This window comes from Actinomadura sp. NPDC000929, assembly GCF_040492065.1.
Classification (GTDB): domain Bacteria; phylum Actinomycetota; class Actinomycetes; order Streptosporangiales; family Streptosporangiaceae; genus Spirillospora; species Spirillospora verrucosospora.
Genome location: NZ_JBEUPA010000093.1, coordinates 1 through 15,262 on the forward strand (window position 1 = coordinate 1; position 15,262 = coordinate 15,262).

Annotated in this window: 20 protein-coding genes; 11 read left to right on the forward strand and 9 right to left on the reverse strand. The window is 73.6% G+C overall.

Annotated elements, in window-relative coordinates:
* On the reverse strand, positions 1 to 1,177 hold a 1,177-nt coding region (locus ABWI04_RS27320), incomplete at its 3' end, for an Mrp/NBP35 family ATP-binding protein (RefSeq protein ID WP_353834237.1).
* 120 nt (positions 1,178 to 1,297) lie between these two features.
* Here ABWI04_RS27320 and ABWI04_RS27325 point away from each other — a divergent pair.
* The gene (locus tag ABWI04_RS27325; protein ID WP_353834238.1) at positions 1,298 to 1,750 is read left to right on the forward strand and encodes a MarR family winged helix-turn-helix transcriptional regulator; all 453 of its coding nucleotides are present in this window, start codon (positions 1,298 to 1,300) and stop codon (positions 1,748 to 1,750) included.
* Here the strand turns inward: ABWI04_RS27325 and ABWI04_RS27330 are convergent.
* Positions 1,747 to 2,244, reverse strand: a complete 498-nt coding sequence (locus tag ABWI04_RS27330; RefSeq protein WP_353834239.1) for a DUF1003 domain-containing protein — start codon at positions 2,242 to 2,244, stop codon at positions 1,747 to 1,749. The genes ABWI04_RS27325 and ABWI04_RS27330 overlap by 4 nt on opposite strands.
* Positions 2,241 to 3,539: a magnesium transporter MgtE N-terminal domain-containing protein gene (locus ABWI04_RS27335; RefSeq protein WP_345186629.1), complete on the reverse strand. Its 1,299-nt coding sequence runs from the start codon at positions 3,537 to 3,539 to the stop codon at positions 2,241 to 2,243. Before ABWI04_RS27335 ends, ABWI04_RS27330 begins: the two co-directional genes overlap by 4 nt.
* 106 nt (positions 3,540 to 3,645) lie before the next feature.
* On the opposite strand from ABWI04_RS27335, the gene ABWI04_RS27340 reads away from it, so the two are divergent.
* Complete coding sequence (locus ABWI04_RS27340) at positions 3,646 to 4,545, forward strand: RNA polymerase sigma-70 factor (RefSeq protein WP_345186631.1); 900 nt, start codon at positions 3,646 to 3,648, stop codon at positions 4,543 to 4,545.
* A gap of 27 nt (positions 4,546 to 4,572) precedes the next feature.
* On the opposite strand, the gene ABWI04_RS27345 is transcribed toward ABWI04_RS27340, so the two are convergent.
* Positions 4,573 to 5,073, reverse strand: coding sequence for a hypothetical protein (locus ABWI04_RS27345; protein WP_345186633.1), 501 nt, complete (start codon positions 5,071 to 5,073; stop codon positions 4,573 to 4,575).
* Positions 5,074 to 5,112: 39 nt separating this feature from the next.
* On the opposite strand from ABWI04_RS27345, the gene ABWI04_RS27350 reads away from it, so the two are divergent.
* Both ABWI04_RS27350 and ABWI04_RS27355 read left to right on the forward strand, forming a co-directional pair.
* Complete coding sequence (locus tag ABWI04_RS27350; protein WP_353834240.1) at positions 5,113 to 6,051, forward strand: HpcH/HpaI aldolase/citrate lyase family protein; 939 nt, start codon at positions 5,113 to 5,115, stop codon at positions 6,049 to 6,051.
* Positions 6,052 to 6,104: 53 nt separating this feature from the next.
* Positions 6,105 to 7,427, forward strand: coding sequence for a CPBP family intramembrane glutamic endopeptidase (locus ABWI04_RS27355; RefSeq protein ID WP_353834242.1), 1,323 nt, complete (start codon positions 6,105 to 6,107; stop codon positions 7,425 to 7,427).
* Here the strand turns inward: ABWI04_RS27355 and ABWI04_RS27360 are convergent.
* Positions 7,422 to 7,811, reverse strand: coding sequence for an NUDIX hydrolase (locus ABWI04_RS27360; protein ID WP_345186639.1), 390 nt, complete (start codon positions 7,809 to 7,811; stop codon positions 7,422 to 7,424). The two genes, ABWI04_RS27355 and ABWI04_RS27360, sit on opposite strands and share 6 nt — an antisense overlap.
* A gap of 84 nt (positions 7,812 to 7,895) precedes the next feature.
* On the opposite strand from ABWI04_RS27360, the gene ABWI04_RS27365 reads away from it, so the two are divergent.
* The 4 genes from ABWI04_RS27365 to ABWI04_RS27380 are packed head-to-tail and all read left to right on the forward strand — an operon-like array spanning position 7,896 to position 11,044.
* A complete protein-coding gene (locus ABWI04_RS27365) occupies positions 7,896 to 8,543 on the forward strand; it encodes a DUF6758 family protein (RefSeq protein ID WP_353834243.1) in 648 nt (215 codons plus the stop codon).
* 20 nt (positions 8,544 to 8,563) lie between these two features.
* Positions 8,564 to 9,430: a PHP domain-containing protein gene (locus tag ABWI04_RS27370; RefSeq protein ID WP_353834244.1), complete on the forward strand. Its 867-nt coding sequence runs from the start codon at positions 8,564 to 8,566 to the stop codon at positions 9,428 to 9,430.
* Positions 9,431 to 9,440: 10 nt separating this feature from the next.
* Entirely contained in the window at positions 9,441 to 10,148 is a 708-nt protein-coding gene (locus ABWI04_RS27375; RefSeq protein WP_345186645.1) for an MBL fold metallo-hydrolase, read from the forward strand.
* A 29-nt stretch (positions 10,149 to 10,177) separates the two neighbouring features.
* On the forward strand, positions 10,178 to 11,044 hold the full coding sequence (locus ABWI04_RS27380; protein WP_353834245.1) for a RecB family exonuclease: 867 nt from the start codon (positions 10,178 to 10,180) through the stop codon (positions 11,042 to 11,044).
* On the opposite strand, the gene ABWI04_RS27385 is transcribed toward ABWI04_RS27380, so the two are convergent.
* The 3 genes from ABWI04_RS27385 to ABWI04_RS27395 all read right to left on the reverse strand — a co-directional run bounded on the left by ABWI04_RS27385 (position 11,041) and on the right by ABWI04_RS27395 (position 12,565).
* Positions 11,041 to 11,949: an oxygenase MpaB family protein gene (locus ABWI04_RS27385; RefSeq protein WP_345186700.1), complete on the reverse strand. Its 909-nt coding sequence runs from the start codon at positions 11,947 to 11,949 to the stop codon at positions 11,041 to 11,043. The genes ABWI04_RS27380 and ABWI04_RS27385 overlap by 4 nt on opposite strands.
* Positions 11,950 to 12,068: 119 nt before the next feature.
* Positions 12,069 to 12,365: a hypothetical protein gene (locus ABWI04_RS27390; protein WP_345186651.1), complete on the reverse strand. Its 297-nt coding sequence runs from the start codon at positions 12,363 to 12,365 to the stop codon at positions 12,069 to 12,071.
* A 5-nt stretch (positions 12,366 to 12,370) separates the two neighbouring features.
* Positions 12,371 to 12,565 carry a DUF1059 domain-containing protein gene (locus ABWI04_RS27395; RefSeq protein WP_345186653.1) on the reverse strand — a complete coding sequence of 65 codons (195 nt, stop codon included), beginning with the start codon at positions 12,563 to 12,565 and terminating at the stop codon, positions 12,371 to 12,373.
* Positions 12,566 to 12,750: 185 nt separating this feature from the next.
* Between ABWI04_RS27395 and ABWI04_RS27400 the strand changes: the two genes are divergently transcribed.
* Positions 12,751 to 13,245 carry an Imm21 family immunity protein gene (locus tag ABWI04_RS27400; RefSeq protein ID WP_353834246.1) on the forward strand — a complete coding sequence of 165 codons (495 nt, stop codon included), beginning with the start codon at positions 12,751 to 12,753 and terminating at the stop codon, positions 13,243 to 13,245.
* On the opposite strand, the gene ABWI04_RS27405 is transcribed toward ABWI04_RS27400, so the two are convergent.
* Positions 13,242 to 14,195 carry a helix-turn-helix transcriptional regulator gene (locus tag ABWI04_RS27405; RefSeq protein WP_353834247.1) on the reverse strand — a complete coding sequence of 318 codons (954 nt, stop codon included), beginning with the start codon at positions 14,193 to 14,195 and terminating at the stop codon, positions 13,242 to 13,244. The genes ABWI04_RS27400 and ABWI04_RS27405 overlap by 4 nt on opposite strands.
* Positions 14,196 to 14,256: 61 nt before the next feature.
* On the opposite strand from ABWI04_RS27405, the gene ABWI04_RS27410 reads away from it, so the two are divergent.
* Both ABWI04_RS27410 and ABWI04_RS27415 read left to right on the forward strand, forming a co-directional pair.
* Positions 14,257 to 14,823 carry a DinB family protein gene (locus ABWI04_RS27410; RefSeq protein WP_353834248.1) on the forward strand — a complete coding sequence of 189 codons (567 nt, stop codon included), beginning with the start codon at positions 14,257 to 14,259 and terminating at the stop codon, positions 14,821 to 14,823.
* A 1-nt stretch (position 14,824) separates the two neighbouring features.
* Complete coding sequence (locus ABWI04_RS27415) at positions 14,825 to 15,262, forward strand: VOC family protein (protein ID WP_345186662.1); 438 nt, start codon at positions 14,825 to 14,827, stop codon at positions 15,260 to 15,262.

The window sequence follows — 15,262 nt, forward strand, 5'->3', positions numbered from 1 at the left end:
GCCGGGCAGGGCTAGCCCGCGGCCCGTCAGGCGAAGAGGGTGTCGCCCCAGTAACCGCCCTTGCGGACGCCGGGCGGGAGCCGCGGCTGCGGCCGGCGAGCTTGTCGGCGATCGTGCGCAGCTCCTTGGCCGCCCCGGCGTCGGGGTCGGAGAGCACCAGCGGGACGCCGTTGTCGCCGCCCTCGCGCAGGCGCGGGTCGATCTGCACCTGGCCGAGCATGGGGACGCGGGTCCCGAGCGTCTTCGTCAGCGCGTCCGCGACCGTCTGGCCGCCGCCCTCGCCGAAGATGTGCTGCTGCTCACCGCAGTGCGGGCACGACAGGTAGGACATGTTCTCGATCACACCGACGACCTGCTGGTGGGTCTGCGCGGCGATCGCGCCCGCCCGCTCGGCCACCTCGGCGGCGGCCTGCTGCGGGGTGGTGACGACGAGGATCTCCGCGGACGGCAGCAGCTGCGCGACGGAGATCGCGATGTCGCCGGTGCCGGGCGGCAGGTCCATCAGCAGGATGTCGAGGTCGCCCCAGTACACGTCCGCGAGGAACTGCTGGAGCGCGCGGTGGAGCATCGGCCCCCGCCACACGACCGGCTGGTTCCCGGCGGTGAACATGCCGACGGAGATCACCTTCACGTCGTGCGCGGTCGGCGGCATGATCATGTCTTCGACCTTGGTGGGCGGGGCGTCCACGCCCAGCATCCGCGGCACCGAGTGGCCGTAGATGTCGGCGTCCACGACGCCGACCTTGCGGCCCTGCGCGGCCAGCGCGGCGGCGAGGTTCACCGTCACCGACGACTTGCCGACGCCGCCCTTGCCGCTCGCCACCGCGTACACCTTGGTCAGCGAGTTCGGCCGGGCGAACGGGATCTCCTTGGCGGGCTGCCCGCCGCGCAGCTTGGTCTGCAGGTCCTTGCGCTGCTCCTCGCTCATCACGTCGAGGTCGACGACCACCGAGGACACGCCGTCGAGCTTGGACACGGCCTCCGTGACGTTCCTGGTGATGGTGTCCTTCATCGGACACCCGGCCACGGTCAGGTAGACGCCGACGCGGACGGCGCCGTCCGCGTCGATGTCGATGCTCTTGACCATGTCGAGCTCGGTGATGGGCTTGCGGATCTCGGGATCGAGCACCGTGGCGAGAGCCGCGTTCACCCGCTCGTTCGTCAGAAGGGAGGCCATGCGTCCATGGTATGAACCCGACGCGCCAACCTGCTAATCAGGGTGTCGGTCCTCACACGCGGCGTGCACCCGGCCTGCGCGTCCGCCGCGCGGACGGCACGCCCGTCCTACCATCGGTCCGTGACCACCGACCTCGCCTCGGCCGCCGCCGAGCTGATCGTGTGGCGGACCATGCTGCGCGCCCAGGCGCAGATCTCCCGCCGGCTGCAGGCCGACCTGACGGCCCGCCACGACCTCGCGCTCGGGGCCTACGAGGTCCTCGTGCACCTCGGCGAGGCGCCGGACGGGCGGCTGCGGATGAACGACCTCGCCGACCGCGTGCTGCTGTCGCGCAGCGGCCTGACGCGGCTGGTCGACCGGCTCCAGCGGGACGGGCTGGTGGCCCGGCAGTCCTGCCCGAGCGACGCGCGCGGCCTGTTCGCCGTCCTGACCGCCGAGGGACGGGCCCGGCTCGCCGAGGCCGCGCCCACCTACCGGCAGGGCGTCCGCGACCACATCCTGAGCCGGCTGGACGAGCCCGACCTGCGCGCCCTCGGCCACCTCCTCGACAGGCTCGCCGACGAGGGGGCCTAGGGGACGGGCTTCTTGGCGTCCATCTCCCTGAGCATCTGCTGGAGCTCCGAGCGCAGGAAGTCGCGGGTGGCGACCTCGCTCATCGCGACCCGCAGCCCAGCGATCTCGCGCGTGAGGTACTCGGTGTCGGCGATGCTGCGCTCGTTGCGCGACCGGTCCTGCTCGTACTGGACCCGGTCCCGGTCGTCCTGCCTGTTCTGGGCGAGCAGGATCAGCGGCGCCGCGTAGGAGGCCTGCAGCGACAGGATCAGCGTCAGGAAGATGAAGGGGTACGGGTCCCACCTCAACCACGACGGCACGAGGAGGTTCCACCCGATCCACACGGTGACGAACACCGTCATGTACACGAGGAACCGGGCCGTCCCCAGGAACCGCGCGATCCGCTCCGACAGCCGCCCGAACGACTCGGGATCGTAGGAGGGGCGCGGCAGCAGCGTCCGGCGGAGCTCCCTCGGCTGGTCCAGGCGCGAGGCCATCTGGCGTGTCGTCGTCATGTCGTCCCCCGGAGAGCCTCTTCCTCGGGATCGGCGGTCTCCTCGGCGGTCGCCTCCATCGCGGCCTCCCGCCAGTCCTCGGGCAGCAGATGGTCGAGGACGTCGTCGATCGTCACCGAGCCCAGCAGGTGCCCGTTCTCGTCCACGACCGCGCCCGCGACCAGGTTGTAGGTGGCCAGGAACATCGCGACGGCCTCCAGCGACATGGTGGGGCGCAGCGGGTCGAGCTCGGTGTCGACGATCCCGCTGACCAGCGTCGGCGGCGGCTCGCGCAGCAGCTTCTGGAAGTGCACCGTGCCGAGGTAGCGGCCGGTCGGCGTCGCGGTCGGGGCCCGGCACACGTACACCTGGGCGGCGAGGGCCGGGTTCAGGTCGGGACGGCGGATCAGCGCGAGCGCCTCGGCGACCGTGGCGTCCGGCGGGACGATGACCGGATCGGTCGTCATCAGGCCGCCCGCGGACTGGTCGGGGTAGGTGAGCAGCCGCCGGACGGGGGCCGCGTCGCGCGGCTCCATCAGCGTCAGGAGCTGCTCGCGCTGCTCGGTCGGCAGGTCGCCGAGCAGGTCGGCGGCGTCGTCGGGGCCCATCGCCTCCAGGACGTCGGCGGCGCGGTCCACGCCGAGCTTGCCGAGGATCTCGATCTGGTCGTCCTCGGGCAGCTCCTCCAGGACGTCGGCGAGCCGCTCGTCGTCCAGCGCGACGGCGACCTCGGTGCGCCGCTTCTCCGGCAGCTCGTGCACGATCGTGGCGAGGTCGGCGGGCTTCATCCGCTCGAACGCGGCGATCAGCCCGGCCGCGCCCTGCCCGTGCTCGACGGCGGAGAACCCCTCCACGGCGTCCCAGCTCACGACCATGCTCTCGCCCCGCTTGCGCAGGCCCCGGCCCGTCCGGCGGCGGACGGCGACCTTGGTGACGAGCCAGTCGCGGGTGCGGGTCGGCTCCATCGCCACGTCCACGACGAAGGCGGCCTCGCCGGAGTCGCGGAACCGGACGGTCCGGTCCAGCATCTCGGCGATCACCAGCGTCTCCGACTCGCGCTTCTGGAAGCGGCGCATGTTCAGCCGCCCGTCGAAGACGACGGCGTCCGCCTCGATCACGGTGACCCGCGTGATCGGCAGGAACACCGCGCGGCGCGAGGCGACCTCCACCACCAGCCCGAGCGCCCGCGGCGGACGCGGCGCGAGGCGCAGCGCGACCACGACGTCGCGGACCCGGCCGACCTGGTCCCCGGCCGGGTCGAACACCGCGACGCCCGCGAGGCGGGCGATGAACACCCGCGACGGAGGTCCGCTCATGGCCTGGACACTACCCGTGATCTCCCGACTGATCCGGACGGGTATGTCACATCCGGCCGTCACCCCCCGTCTGGGGGGCGAAAGGGACGTGAAAGGGTGGGGGACCGTGAGCGACGCCTTCGCAGAGCCGTTCGAGCAGTACCGCAACCTGCTGTTCGCGGTGGCCTACCGGATGCTCGGCACGGCGGCCGACGCCGAGGACGCCGTCCAGGACGCCTGGCTGCGCTGGTCGGCGGGCGACCGCTCCGGCGTGGCCGACCCCAAGGCCTACCTCGTGCGGATCACCACCAACGTCGCGCTGGACCGGCTGCGCTCCGCGCGGGCCCGGCGCGAGACCTACGTCGGGCCGTGGCTGCCCGAGCCGATGCTGACCACCCCGGACGTCGCCGAGGACGCCGAGATGTCGGAGTCGGTGTCGATGGCCATGCTCGTCGTCCTGGAGACGCTGAGCCCCCTCGAACGCGCCGTGTTCGTGCTGAAGGAGGTCTTCGGCTACCCGTTCGCCGAGATCGCCAAGGCGCTGGACCGGTCCGAGGCGTCGGTCCGCCAGCTCGGCACCCGCGCCCGCAAGCACGTGGAGGCGCGGCGCCCCCGCTTCGAGGCCCGCGGCGCCGAGCGGCGCGCCGCCACCGAGCGGTTCTTCGAGGCGGTGCTCGGCGGCGACGTCAACCGGCTCATGGAGGTCCTCGCGCCCGACGTCGCGCTGTGGTCCGACGGCGGCGGCAAGGTCCGGGCGCCCCTCCGGGCGATCATCGGCGCGGAGAAGGTGGCCCGCTTCTTCGTCGCCATCGGCGGGCAGCCCTACCAGGGCGTCGACCCGGCGGACATGCGCATCCGGCCCGTGGAGCTCAACGGCGGCCCGGCGGTCATCGTGGACGGCCCGGACGGGCCGATCAGCGCCGTCACCGCCGACGTCGGCGCGGACGGCCGGGTCAAGGCCATCCACCTGGTGGCCAACCCCGACAAGCTGCGCGCCCTCGCGGAAGGGCGCCGCCTGCCGATGTGAGGGCCCGCCGTGGGGCCCGCGCGGCGGCTAGCGGTCGGCGCGCCGGCGTTTGCGGCCGTACAGGCGCGGCGGCGTTCCGGCGGTCGTCGCGGGCGTCGGCACCGGCCGGACGGTCGCGTACTCCCCGCCCGCCTCGACGACCTCCTCGGCCGGGGTGAGCCGGACGATCCACGACTCCTCGGCCCACGCCTCCACCTGGCCCTCGTGGGTCAGGGCGTTCAGCCGCTCCTTGGCGAGGACGGGCGCGACCTCGTCCCACAGCGGTGAACCGGGCTCGACCTGCTCGGCGTCGGCGACGAACGTCAGGAGCCGCCCGCCCTTGTCCTTGCTGCGCAGGATCACCGTCACCTGCGCGGCCTCCGGCAGGCCCGGCAGCGGCTGCTCGCCCTCCCCGCCGGTCAGCACGTACGCCGACCCGTCGTGCCACACGTGCCAGGCGGCGCGCGGCTGGGGCAGGCCGGGCAGGTCCAGCCACAGCAGCCCCGACTTCTTGGCCGCCTCCTCCAGCAGTGCCCTGTTCAGACCCATGCCCCGAGGGTCTCACACCCCTGGATAGCATCCGGGGCCATGCGCTCACGACGTACCACCCTCGCGGTCCCGGGCAGCAATCCCCGCTTCATCGAGAAGGCGCAGGGGCTGCCCGCCGACGAGATCTTCCTCGACCTAGAGGACGCCGTCGCGCCGTCGGCCAAGGAGGGCGCCCGCGCGACCGTGGTCGCCGCGCTCAACGACGGCGACTGGACGGGCCGGACGCGGGTGGTGCGCGTCAACGACCTCGACACCCACTGGGCCTACCGGGACGTGATCGATGTCGTCGAGGGCGCCGGGGCCAACCTCGACGCGGTCATGCTGCCGAAGGTGTCGGACGCCTCCCACGTCCAGTGGCTCGACCGGCTGCTCACCCAGATCGAGCGGGCGACGGGCCTGCCCGCCGGCCGGATCGGCATCGAGGCGCAGATCGAGGACGCCCGCGGCATGGTCAACGTCGACGCGATCGCCGCGTCCTCGCCCCGGCTGGAGGCCCTCGTCCTCGGCCCCGGCGACCTCATGGCGTCGATCAACATGAAGACGCTCGTCGTCGGCGAGCAGCCGCCCGGCTACACCGAGGGCGACGCCTACCACTACATCCTCATGCGGATCCTGATGGCCGCGCGCGCCCACGACCTCCAGGCGATCGACGGCCCCTACTTCAACGTCCGCGACGTGGAGGCCTTCACCCGCGTCGCCGAGCGCTCCGCCGCCCTCGGCTTCGACGGCAAGTGGGTGCTGCACCCGTCCCAGATCGAGGCGGGCAACGCCGTGTTCTCCCCGTCGCAGGACGACTACGACCACGCCGAACTGATCCTCGACGCCTACGAGCACTCGCTCGGCGAGGGCCGCGGCGCCGCCCGCCTCGGCGACGAGATGATCGACGAGGCGTCCCGCAAGATGGCGCTCGTCGTCGCCGCCAAGGGCCGCGCCGCGGGGATGGCCCGGACGAAGCGCTTCGATCCGTCCGGGAACTGAGGGGCCCGTACGATTCGTCCCACGTACACGAGATCTACCGAGAGGCGTCACACGTGGCAGGACCAGGGGACGGCGACGGCTGGGCGCCCCTCGACCCCGATCTGGGACGCGAGCCCCGGCGGAACCCGCAGCCGTCCGGTCCCGAGCCGGTGCCGGAGGGCGTGCGGCCGCCGCCCGCCGCCTGGCCGCCGAACCCGGCACAGCCCCCTGCCGCAGGGCAGCCCTACGGCCCCGGCCGGCCGCAGGTTCAGGGGTACGCGCCCGGAACGCCGTACTGGGGCGGGGCGCCGGCGCAGCCACCGGGCGCGGACCACCTCGGCCCCTACGCTCCCGGATACGGGATCCACGCGGCGAAGCGGCCCTGGACGGTGGAGACGCCCAAGGCGGCCCCGTTCCACCGGCTGGCGCGCAACGAGGCGCACCGGTGGTGGCGCCCGCTCGCGGGGACCTTCGGGATCGCGGCCCTCGGGATGGCCCTGGCCATCGGACTGCTGATCGTGGGCGTCATCGTCCAGGTGGTGGTCACGGGCGAGACCCCCGACACCTCGGGGACGGACACCGACGCGATCTTCGGCGACCAGACGGCCGACCTGGCGTACAACCTCGGGTCGCTGGCGCTGTTCCTGCCGGTCACGCTGGGCGCGGCGTGGCTCGTCCAGCGGCGGCGCCCGGGCACGCTTTCCTCGGTCGCGGGGCGGCTGCGCCGCCGCTGGCTCCTCGCCTGCTCGGGCCTGGCGATCCTGTTCTGCGCCGTGTCCTACGGGACGTCCATCGTCGCCTCCACCGCGATCGACGACCAGTCGGGCGGCGACGAGCACTGGGTCGGATGGGGGCGGTTCATCGCCCCCGCCATCGTCATCATCCTGCTGGTGCCGTTCCAGTCGGCGGCGGAGGAGTACGCCTTCCGCGGCTGGATGCTCCAGGCCGTGGGCGCGTGCACTCTGGAGAACGCCAGAAGCCGCGTCGGCCGTGCCTTCAGCGTGGTGTTCCGCACGCCGTGGCCGGGGATCGTCGTGGGCTCGGCCCTGTTCACGGCCGGGCACGGCTACACGGGCTGGGGAATCCTCGACATCTTCGCGTTCGGCGCGGTCGCGGCGTGGCTCACGGTGCGGACGGGCGGGCTGGAGGCCGGTATCGCCCTGCACGTGCTCAACAACCTGATGGCGTTCCTCGGCCCCGCGGCGATCGGTCAGCTCGACATCGAGCAGGGCTCCGTCCCCTGGCAGCTCGTGGTGGCGGACATCGTCCCGATGCTGCTCTACGCGGCCGCCGTCACGTGGGTGGCGCGGCGGATGCGGGTCCAGCGGGTCACGGCCGGCCCCGGGGACGGCGCGGCCCCGTTGACCGCGGCCACGGCGCCCGCGCACGCCTCATAGGACGCCCCACTCGGCGAGGGCGTCGAGCAGGCCGGGCGTCATCGGAAGGGCGCCCAGCTCGCCCCGGGGCACCCAGCGGACGTCGGACGCGTCGTCGCCCGCGCGGAGCGTCCCGCCGGCCACGGTGGCCGTGTAGTCGTGGATCTCGTAGACGACGCCGCCGGGGCCGGGGCGCTCCACCGTCCCGGCCAGGGCGCCGACGAGGACGTCCAGACCGGTCTCCTCTCTCAGCTCGCGGGCGACCGCCGCCGCGTCGTCCTCGCCGGGCTCGACCCGCCCGCCCGGGATCGACCACAGGCCCTCTCCCGGCGGGTGGCCGCGCCTGACCAGCAGGAACCGTCCCTCGCCGTCCCGGACGACCCCGCCCACGCAGCGCACTCGCATGACCCCATTTTGTCGCCACTTTCCAGGGCGGCGACCCGGCAGCCCCTTGACGAGGCGGGACGTGGCCGCGCAGGGTGGTTACTCATGAGGGCGGAGCCCACCTGCCCGCGCTGCGCGGGCCCGCTGACCGCGCCGGGCCTCTGGTCCAGCGACTGGAGCTGCGGCGTGCACGGCGCCGTACTGCCGAGGCAGCCGTCCCATCGCCCCGGCGCCGAGGGGCTGGCCGTCGTCCTGCAGGACGCGAGGGTCCCGGTCTGGACGCCGTGGCCGCTTCCGGCGGCGTGGCTCGTCACGGGCTTCGCCTCCGTCGGGGACGAGCGCTCGGGCGCCCGCGCGACCGCCGTCGCGGTGTCCGGTCCGGGGTTGCTGCACGGCCCCGCCGACATGGTCCTGATCGCCGAGGAACCGGGCATCGGCCTCGGCGCCCACTTCGCGGGCCTCGCGGGCCCCGATCCCGGCACCGCCTTCAACGGCGGCCCGCCCCACGTGAAGCTGGACATCGGCGGCCCCGCCGCGACCCCTGGGCAGACGGTGCCGCTGTGGGCGGTCGGCGACCGCCCCGACCGCGCCGCCTACGTCGGCGAGGCGATGGGGAACTGGCTGTGGGCGGTGCTGTGGCCCGCCGACGCCGGGGTGCTCATGGTGGAGCGCCTCACCCTGCTCGACCTCCGCGAGCCGGGAATGGAACTCGACCTCCCCTACGGCGCGTACAGCCCCCGCCTCGACGGCTGAGCGGCTGGTATGAAGGGCCTATGCGGATCGATCTGCACTGCCACAGCGACGCGTCCGACGGGACCCGCCCCCCGGCGGAGGTCGTCCGGCGGGCGCGCGAGAACGGGGTCGACGTCGTCGCGCTCACCGACCACGACACCGTCGCCGGCTGGGACGAGGCCGCCGCGTCCCTCCCGGACGGCCTGGCGCTGGTCCCCGGCATCGAGCTGTCGTGCAAGGAGGACGACCGGAGCCTGCACCTGCTCGGCTACCTGTTCGACCCGGCCGAGCCGGTGCTGGCCGCCGAGCTGGCCCGGATCCGCGACGACCGGGTGGTCAGGGCGCGCGGCATGGTGGAGCGGCTGAACGAGCTCGGCGCCGAGGTCGGCTGGGACACGGTCCGCGCGCTGGCCACGGGCGAGGCGGTCGGCCGCCCGCACATCGCGCGCGCCATGGTGGAGGCCGGCGTGATCGAGACCGCGGACGAGGCGTTCACGCCCCGGTGGATCGCGCAGGGCGGCCGGGCCTACGTCGAGCGGTACGCGCTCGACGCGGAGCGGGCGATCGAGCTCGTCCGCGCGGCCGGGGGAGTGTGCGTCCTGGCCCATCCCCGGGCGCGCCGCCGCGGCTACGTGTTCGGCGACGAGGTGATCGAGCGGCTCGCCGCCGCCGGGCTCGCCGGGGTCGAGACCGACCACCCCGACCACACCCCCGAGGACCGCGCCCGCCTGCGCGACCTGGCCGCCGCGCTCGGCCTCGCCGTGACCGGCTCCAGCGACGACCACGGCGCGTTCACCGGCGACCGGATCGGCGTCGAGACCACCGCGCCGGACGCCTTCGACACGCTCCGCGCGGCCGCCACCGGCGGCGATCTCCGTCTGCCCGACCGGGGCGGCGAATCGCGGTAGGGTGCGAAGCGTGGACGCGCGCATCGAACAGGTGGTGACGTCGGGGAAGCTCACCCTGGACGACACCGAGTACGACGTCGAGAACAACACCTACATCGTCGGCGACGACGACGAGGTCATCGTGATCGACCCGGCCAACGACGCCGAGGCCATCCTCAAGGAGGTCGGTGACCGCGAGGTCATGGCCGTCCTGCTGACCGACGGCAACGAGCACCGCCTCAGCGTGGTCCTCGAAGTCGCTGCGGCCGGCGAGGAGGACGAGGACAACTGGGCCCCGATCGCCCTGCACCGCGCCGACCGGCTGCTGTGGCGCGACTACTTCGGCCGCCTCGCCAAGGAGGAGGACGACGAGGACGACGCCAAGGCGCTGCGCTCCCTCGAACCCGACATCTGGCTGGAGGACGGCGGCGTCTTCGAGATCGGCGAGGCGCAGCTGGAGATCGTGCACACCCCGGGCCACACGCCCGGCAGCGTCTGCGTGATCAGCGAGCAGCTCGGCCTGCTGTTCTCCGGCGACACCCTGCACCGCGGCCGTCCGGGCTCGGTCGGCGGCGTCTACGAGGACCTGCGCAAGCAGCTCAACTCGATCGGCGCGCTGCTCACCCCGCTGCCGAAGGACCTGCGCGTCCTGCCCGCGCAGGGCGAGGAGACCACGGTCGGCGAAGAGGACGCCCGCTGGGAGAGCTGGGGCTCCATGGCCCGGGAGTCTGACGACTAACGGTGGCCGAGCAGCTGGGCTTTGAGGGGATGCCTCAGCGGCTTTACACGTGCACGCCTTCGCGGTTGAACACGTGGCTGGACTGCCCGCGCCGGTACCGGATGACGTATCTTGATCGTCCGATGCCGCCCAAGGGGCCGCCGTGGGCGCACAACAGCGTCGGTGCGAGCGTGCACAACGCGCTGGCCGGCTGGTGGCGGCTGCCCGTCCACGAGCGCAGCCCCGAGGCGGCGGGGAGGCTGCTGCTCCGCGGCTGGCTGACCGACGGGTTCCGCGACGAGGCGCAGTCCGCGCAGTGGCGCGAGCGGGCCCGGGAGATGACGGAGCGGTACGTCGCCGGGCTGGACCCGTCCGACGAGCCGCTCGGCGTCGAGCGCACCGTGGCGACCCGCACCGACCGCATCGCGGTGTCCGGGCGCATCGACCGGCTGGACGCGCGCGGCTCCGAGCTGGTCGTCGTGGACTACAAGACCGGGCGGCACGTCCTGACCGCCGACGACGCCCGCGGCTCGCTGGCGCTGGCGATCTACGCGGTGGCGGCGTCGCGCGTCCTGCGGCGCCCGTGCCGCCGGGTCGAGCTGCACCATCTGCCGTCCGGCGAGGTCGCGGTGTGGGAGCACACCGACGAGTCGCTGGCCCGGCACATCCGGCGCGCGGAGCAGATCGCCGCCGAGGCCGCGGCCGCCGACGACGCCTACCGCGCCGGCGCCGGGAAGCGCGCGGGCGTGCCGAGGCCCCGCGAGGGGGAGGTCGATCACGCCCCGCACGACGAGCTGTTCCCCCCGCGTCCGGGGAACCTGTGCTCGTGGTGCGACTTCGCCCGCCACTGCCCGGAGGGCAGGGAGGCCGCGCCGCGCAAGGAGCCGTGGGCGGCGCTTCCCGTCGACGCCGTCTAGGCGGTGGCCAGGGCCCGCTGCCCGGGCCAGCGGCGCGGGTCGCGGAGACCGTAGAGGCCCTTGCTCAGGTCGTAGCCGTCGGCGGCGAGCCGCTGCCGGGCACGTTCCAGCATGTCGCGGGTGTTCTTGGCGAACGCGTAGTCGTGCAGCCGCTCGGGGACCGCGTTCATCGCGAGGCGGAACGAGCGGAGCGCCGCCGTCACCGCGGGCTGCGGCACCTCGGGCAGCGCCCCGTACATCTGGCGGGCCCAGTCCGGCAGCGAGTAGTAGCAGAGCGCCCCGAACGGGAAGTAGCCGGGCTTCCCGGGCGCGAGGAACCTGAGGTTCTCCGGCATCGTCGGCCACATGAGGAACCGCACCGTCGCGGCGGCCTCCTCGGTGACGCGCAGCTGGGGCCGCATCTCGGCGAGGTAGGCCTCCATCTCGGCGACGCTGCCGGGGACGTCGTCGGCGTGCAGCCCGACGTAGGTCGCGGTGTGCCGCTGCTCGTCGAGGTACTTGTCCGCCATGGCGCCGGTCAGCGGCAGCCCGGCCCTCCGCGCGACCTCCAGGTAGGAGTACACCTCGGCGCAGTGCACCCACCGCAGCAGTTCGGGCTGGTCGAGCCGCTCCCGCTTCCCGGTGTCGTGGTTGAGGATGCGCAGGCTCCGGTGGATCTCCCGGACGCGGTACGCCAACGCGTCGATCTCCTCGTGCGACCCGTACGTGGCCACCCCGACGAAGTCGGCGGTGCGCTGGAGCCGCCCGAACGGGTCCTCCTGGAAGTTGGAGTTCTGCCAGACGCCCCACATCGCCATGGGGTGCAGCGCCTGGAGCATGAGGCTGCGCACCCCGCCGATCCACATGGACCGATCGATGTGGACGCGCCACGTGACGCTCTCGGGAGCCTGGACGGTCGCCGACATGTACACCTCCATGAGACAAACTGAAGTAAGTGTGTCATTACCCCAGTGTCCCCGCGCCACCGCCCCCCTTCCGGGGGGCGAGGCGTCCACGGCGCCCGCGGCTTCGGTGGTCTGGTTGGTTAGAGGGGCTCGTCTCGCATGACCTCCAGGTTCAGGAAGCGGGGGCCGTCGGTGCACAGGGCCTCCATCTGCCCGGCGATGCGCCGGGTCTCGGGCAGGTCGCTGTTGCGCATGGCCTCCTCGTAGGACGGGAACTCGACGATGTCGACGTAGTGGGACGAGTCCTGGCGGTCCTTGGTGTGCAGCTCGTGGGTCGCCGTCCGCTTGCCCTGGCTGGCCTGCGCCCACTCGTCGAACAGGCCTTCCAGTTCGTCCTGGCGGTCGGTGCGGTAGTCGATGATCTGTACGAAGCCCATCCGGCTCAGCTCCCGACGGTCGCGCGCTCGTCCTTGAGGTGAGTGCGGATCTCATCGCGGAGCTCCGGGGTGTCCTCGTGCCCGTGCACCGATGCGGCGTGCTCGGCGGCGGCGCGGACGACCTCGTCCTCCTCGCCGCTGATGGCGAGCGTGCAGTTCATCTCGCTCGGCATGTCCCTGCAGTCGGCCACCTTGCGCATGTCTCCCCCTCGCCGGCCCGGCGCCCGCGCGCGAGGTGAGGTCGTGCTCGGCGGCGGCGCCCCGTCCGGCCGTTCATCCCGCCACACCGTCACAATGCACTTCAATCGTCGCATATCCCCATGTCAGGGGGAAGGTGTCCGAGGCGCGTTGTACGGTGTCGCCTCACCGAGGAGAGGGTGTGCCCATGGAGTGGGTCGAGTCCGGCGGGGGGCCGCTGCTGGCCGCGCCCGCGTCGCAGCTGGCCCGCTGGGAGGGCGCGACCGACGACGAGGGGCCCGAGGAGAACTGGGGCGACTACGGGCGCGCCTGCGCGGTCGGCGGCTACATCGGGCTGCTCGGCATCGGGGAAGGGCACGGCCTCGTCCTCGGTGACGAACCCGCCACCACCACCTACCTGCCGGACGAGCGCCTCTTCGTGCGGTGGGCGGCGGCCGACTCCGAGTCCGAGCTCGTCGACGCGGCCAGGCAGGCCGTCCACGGCGTCGAGTGGCAGGAGGAGCTCGACTGGGACGTGGACGGCGCCGTCGTCCTCTTCGACTCCGCCTGGCCCGGCGCGACCCCCGAACCCGGCAACCACCTGGGCATCGACCTGGCCCCGGGCCGCTACCGCGTGCGCGCCGCCCCCATCCGGGACGACCGCAACTGGATGATCCTCGTCCAGCTCCGCCCCGTGCCCTAGTCGGCCAGCGCCGTCAGGCGGTGGGCGAGGCGGGCGGCGGCCTTTCGCAGCTCCGGAGGCTCCAGGACCTCCGTCTCGAAGTCCAGCCGGGCCACGTGCACGGCGACCGCGTCGAGGTCCGCTGCGCCGACGACGAGCACGCACCAGCCGTCGCGGTCGTCCTCGACGCGGCCCACTTGGGGCGGGACCAGTTGCCGCACCTCGTCGGCCGTGGCGTGGACGCGGATCCGCGCGCGGTGCCGGTACGGCGCCTCGGTCACGGCCCGCTGCACGTAGGCGACCGGGTCCGGATGCTCCCTCGGCCGGAACCGCCAGGTCGTCGCCGCCGCCTCGCGCATCCGGTCCAGCCGGAACGTGCGCCAGGCGTCGCGGTCGGTGTCCCACGCCATGAGGTACCAGCGGCGGCCGGTGGCGACCATCCGCACCGGCTCGACCGTGCGCTCGCGCTCCCCGCCGTCCCGCCCGGGGTAGCGGAACCGCACCCGGACCGCGTCGCGGCAGGCCCGTGCGAGCGTCACCAGCAGCTCCGCGTCGATCTGGACGCCGGGGCCGACGAGGGTCTCGGTGGCGCCGTGCACCGCCCGCACCTCGGCGCGCAGGCGGGGCGGCATCACCTGGTCGAGCTTCGCCAGGGCCCGCAGGGCCGCCTCGCCCGCACCGGCGACCGTGCCGCCGGACGCCATCCGCAGGGACACCGCCGTCGCGATCGCCTCCTCGTCGTCGAGGAGCAGCGGTGGCAGGCGGGTGCCCGCGCCCAGCCGGTAGCCGCCGCCCACGCCCGCCGTCGCGTGCACCGGGTAGCCGAGCGCTCGCAGCCGCTCCACGTCGCGCCGCACCGAGCGGTCGGTGACGCCGAGTTCGGCGGCGAGGGCGGCGGCGGTCCAGGACGGCCGCCGCTGCAGCAGTCCCAGCAGCCGCAGCACCCGCTCGGTCGTTGCCTCGACGCTCATGTGCCCATCGTCGCACGGAACGCGGAACGAACCTGTCCGCTATCTCGGCGACAGTGGCCCCATGACCGAAACCTGGAACCCGCTGCTCCGGGACCAGATCGCCTGGCACTGGGACAACCAGCTGCGGCCTCGCATCAGCGGGCTCACGGACGACGAGTACTTCTGGGAGCCGGCGCCCGGCTGCTGGAGCGTGCGACCGCGCGCTGCCGACGCCCCGCCAGGGCAGGGCGGCTCTGCGATGACCATCGACTTCGCGATGCCGCCGCCCGACCCCGCCCCGTTCACGACGATCGCCTGGCGGCTCGCGCACGTGATCGTCGGCGTCCTGGCGGTGCGGAGCGCCGCGCACTTCGGGCGCCCGCCCACCGACTACCAGGCGTTCGAATACGCCGCGACGGCGGACGAGGCGCTGGCCCAGCTCGACGCGGAGTACGCGACGTGGCTGGCCGGGGTCGGATCGCTCGGCGAGACGGGCCTCACCCGCCCGTGCGGGGAGGCCGAGGGGCCGTACGCCGAGCGCCCTCTGGCAGCGTTGGTCCTGCACATCAACCGGGAGCTGGTCCACCACCTGTCCGAGGTGTGCCTGCTCCGCGACCTCTACACGCACACTCACCGGGAGGCGAGCTGACATGGCCCGCGACGTCCAGATCACCTTCGACTGCGCCGACCCCGCCGCGATGGCGGCCTTCTGGGCCGAGGCCCTCGGCTACCGGCTCCAGGCCCCGCCCGGCGGCTTCGCGTCATGGGACGAGGCCCTGGAGGCGATGGGGGTCCCGCCGGAGAACCGCAACGACGCATCGGCGGTGGTCGACCCTGGTGGCTCCGGACCCCGGGTGTTCTTCCAGCGCGTCCCGGAGGGCAAGCAGGTCAAGAACCGGGTGCACCTCGACGTGCGGGCGGCGCCGGGCCTCGACGGCGACGAGCGGATGGCGGCCCTGGAGGCCGAGGCCGACCGCCTCATCGCCCACGGCGCCGCCCGCCTCCAGCGCCACGACCCGAAGCCCCCGCTCGACGCGGGCCACATCGTGATGGCCGACCCCGAAGGCAACGAGTTCTGCCTCGACTGA

Excerpts from the sequence above, each read along its gene's own strand:
- ABWI04_RS27380 (WP_353834245.1), top strand. The coding sequence starts at position 10,178 with ATGCCTCAGCGGCTTTACACGTGCACGCCTTCGCGGTTGAACACGTGG.
- ABWI04_RS27415 (WP_345186662.1), top strand. The coding sequence starts at position 14,825 with ATGGCCCGCGACGTCCAGATCACCTTCGACTGCGCCGACCCCGCCGCG.
- ABWI04_RS27385 (WP_345186700.1), bottom strand. The coding sequence starts at position 11,949 with ATGTCGGCGACCGTCCAGGCTCCCGAGAGCGTCACGTGGCGCGTCCAC.
- ABWI04_RS27365 (WP_353834243.1), top strand. The coding sequence starts at position 7,896 with ATGAGGGCGGAGCCCACCTGCCCGCGCTGCGCGGGCCCGCTGACCGCG.
- ABWI04_RS27330 (WP_353834239.1), bottom strand. The coding sequence starts at position 2,244 with ATGACGACGACACGCCAGATGGCCTCGCGCCTGGACCAGCCGAGGGAG.
- ABWI04_RS27405 (WP_353834247.1), bottom strand. The coding sequence starts at position 14,195 with ATGAGCGTCGAGGCAACGACCGAGCGGGTGCTGCGGCTGCTGGGACTG.
- ABWI04_RS27345 (WP_345186633.1), bottom strand. The coding sequence starts at position 5,073 with ATGGGTCTGAACAGGGCACTGCTGGAGGAGGCGGCCAAGAAGTCGGGG.
- ABWI04_RS27400 (WP_353834246.1), top strand. The coding sequence starts at position 12,751 with ATGGAGTGGGTCGAGTCCGGCGGGGGGCCGCTGCTGGCCGCGCCCGCG.
- ABWI04_RS27410 (WP_353834248.1), top strand. The coding sequence starts at position 14,257 with ATGACCGAAACCTGGAACCCGCTGCTCCGGGACCAGATCGCCTGGCAC.
- ABWI04_RS27370 (WP_353834244.1), top strand. The coding sequence starts at position 8,564 with ATGCGGATCGATCTGCACTGCCACAGCGACGCGTCCGACGGGACCCGC.
- ABWI04_RS27350 (WP_353834240.1), top strand. The coding sequence starts at position 5,113 with ATGCGCTCACGACGTACCACCCTCGCGGTCCCGGGCAGCAATCCCCGC.
- ABWI04_RS27390 (WP_345186651.1), bottom strand. The coding sequence starts at position 12,365 with ATGGGCTTCGTACAGATCATCGACTACCGCACCGACCGCCAGGACGAA.
- ABWI04_RS27335 (WP_345186629.1), bottom strand. The coding sequence starts at position 3,539 with ATGAGCGGACCTCCGTCGCGGGTGTTCATCGCCCGCCTCGCGGGCGTC.
- ABWI04_RS27360 (WP_345186639.1), bottom strand. The coding sequence starts at position 7,811 with ATGCGAGTGCGCTGCGTGGGCGGGGTCGTCCGGGACGGCGAGGGACGG.
- ABWI04_RS27395 (WP_345186653.1), bottom strand. The coding sequence starts at position 12,565 with ATGCGCAAGGTGGCCGACTGCAGGGACATGCCGAGCGAGATGAACTGC.